Origin of the sequence: Streptomyces graminilatus, from assembly GCF_001418565.1 — a bacterium.
Taxonomy (GTDB): domain Bacteria; phylum Actinomycetota; class Actinomycetes; order Streptomycetales; family Streptomycetaceae; genus Streptomyces; species Streptomyces graminilatus.
Window position 1 is genome coordinate 1 of sequence record NZ_LIQQ01000626.1, and the last position, 2,020, is coordinate 2,020.

Sequence of the window (2,020 nt, forward strand, 5' to 3'; positions counted from 1 at the left end):
CGCCACCATCGACGACGTCCGCATGACCACGAGAGCACTCAGCGCTCGCGAGGCCTTCGCCCTGGGAACCGGAGTTTCCGGCTACTACCAACTCGACGAGGGCAGCGGCCAGACGGTCAGCAACCTTCTCGACGGCAACACCGTCGACGGCTACCGGGAGGGCGGGACCACCTGGGCGGGCAGCGCCAAGGTCGGCGCCAACTCTCTCGCCTTCGACGGCTCCGCGGGCACGCTGGGCGTGATCCCGTCCTCCGTGATCGACACGGGCCAGAGCTACTCGGTGGGCGCCTGGGTGAAGCTGAACACCGTCAGCGGCGGCAACCAGACCTTCGCCGGGCTCGCGGGCTTCAGCGTCAGCCCGTTCTACCTCCAGCTCTCGGGCGGCAAGTTCACCTTCGCCACCCGCTCCTCCGACTCCACCTCCTCGACGGCCACCTCCGTCGCGGCGACCTCGTCGCCGACCGTCGGCACCTGGTACCACCTCCTCGCCATCTACGACAGCAGCGCCCACACCATCTCGCTGTACGTCAACGGCACCCTCCAGGGCAGCGCCTCCTTCACCAGCCCCTGGACCGCCCGGGGCGCCACCACGATCGGGGCCGGCACCTACAGCCAGGGCCCGGTCGACTACACCAAGGGCCAGATCGACAACGTCCACTTCTACAACCGGGTGCTCACCAGCTCCGAGATAGCCACCCTCGCCGCAGGCTGAGCCGACGACGAGTCAGTGGGTGCCCGGCCCGGCCTGGAGCAAGCAGCCAGGCCGGGCCGGGCACCCGCCCCACCAAGAAACACGCCCCACGCCGCCGCACCCACCGCGACGACCGCGCCGGTCGGGCTCTTCGAGTCACGGACGTCGATACCGGCCGTTCGGAGACGGACTTCTACGCATTCGCCGTTCTGCTGGCTGTAGCTGCTCTTGAACCACTCGGACGCACGCGACGACGGCATCTGCTCTCTTCCTTAGACGCGGGCCAACCCCCTGGCCGCCCGCATGATGGCCGACTCCGACTCCAGTGGACTCAGCGCTGTGGCCCGGACATGATCGAAGACGCTGGTGTAGTGCGTCGTGTCCTCGGCCGATTCCAGGTACGCATGGCTCGTGAAGTTCTCCAGGAGAACCACTTCCAACTCTGCGGGAGCCGGGAAGCTGTAGAGCAGGAAGGGGAGCATCCCGCCCTTACACGCTCCTGCTTCGAAGGGTAGTACCTGCACAGTTACGTTCGGAAGCTGTGCCAACTCGGCCAGGTGCAGAAGCTGATCGCGCAGCACGTCGACCCCTCCGATGCGCTGCCGCAGCGCCGCCTCCCCCAGGACCATCCAGACGTCCAGAGGGTCCGAGTCCTGACGCGTCAACGCCTTCTGCCGCTCAAGCCGGATCTGGACCTTCGTCTTCTGCTCTTCGGTCAACGGGCCGGCCAGTCCGCCCTGAATGACCGCCGTCGCATACGCCTCGGTCTGAAACAAGCCGGGGACGATGCTGGGCTGAAAGCCACGACACCGGGAGACGTCCTCCTCCAGGCCGATCAAGTCGAGGAAGTCACGCGGAAGTTGGTCCTCCAACGCCCTCCACCACCGTTGCCGACGCGCCTCCCGGGCCAGCGAGAGCCATCCTTCGCGTTCGGCGGAGTCACGGATCCCGTAGAGGTCGAGGAGCACTCTCAGGTCGAGTTGCCGGATGCCACTGCGTCCCGACTCGATCCGGCTGACCTTCGCGGCGTGGCAACTCAGGTGCTCCGCAGCGTCTTCGAGCAGGAACCCGTGCTTCTCCCGCAGCCGCCGCAAATTGGCGCCCAACACACGGCGCCGCACCGTCGGATGCTGTTCAACCGCCATTCCTGACCCCTTGGTCGCGAGCTGTGAGGCACCACAGTAGCCAGCCGTGACACGGTGCACTGAACTTTGAGTGTTTCGCTTGCACCATCCCCGGAGTGCACCTCAAGCTACAGAAAGCGATACGACGCTCACGCATCGCACCTGAGGAAGCGAGGGTTCCCCATGCCCGAAACCACCCCCAACT

Annotated in this window: 3 protein-coding genes; 1 reads left to right on the forward strand and 2 read right to left on the reverse strand. The window is 66.4% G+C overall.

All coding sequences use genetic code 11. The annotated features are described in order from the left end of the window. Positions 1–712 (forward strand): LamG domain-containing protein (locus AOK08_RS38570; protein WP_198539521.1); only part of this gene is annotated, 712 nt, incomplete at its 5' end. Here AOK08_RS38570 and AOK08_RS48780 read toward each other — a convergent pair. Further along, positions 661–951 (reverse strand): DUF397 domain-containing protein, encoded by a 291-nt coding sequence (locus AOK08_RS48780; protein ID WP_079054533.1) that lies wholly within the window; start codon positions 949–951, stop codon positions 661–663. The two genes, AOK08_RS38570 and AOK08_RS48780, sit on opposite strands and share 52 nt — an antisense overlap. A gap of 12 nt (positions 952–963) precedes the next feature. Beyond that, complete coding sequence (locus AOK08_RS38575; RefSeq protein ID WP_055534784.1) at positions 964–1,836, reverse strand: helix-turn-helix domain-containing protein; 873 nt, start codon at positions 1,834–1,836, stop codon at positions 964–966. Positions 1,837–2,020: the final 184 nt, after the last annotated feature.

Excerpts from the sequence above, each read along its gene's own strand:
- AOK08_RS48780 (WP_079054533.1), bottom strand. The coding sequence starts at position 951 with ATGCCGTCGTCGCGTGCGTCCGAGTGGTTCAAGAGCAGCTACAGCCAG.
- AOK08_RS38575 (WP_055534784.1), bottom strand. The coding sequence starts at position 1,836 with ATGGCGGTTGAACAGCATCCGACGGTGCGGCGCCGTGTGTTGGGCGCC.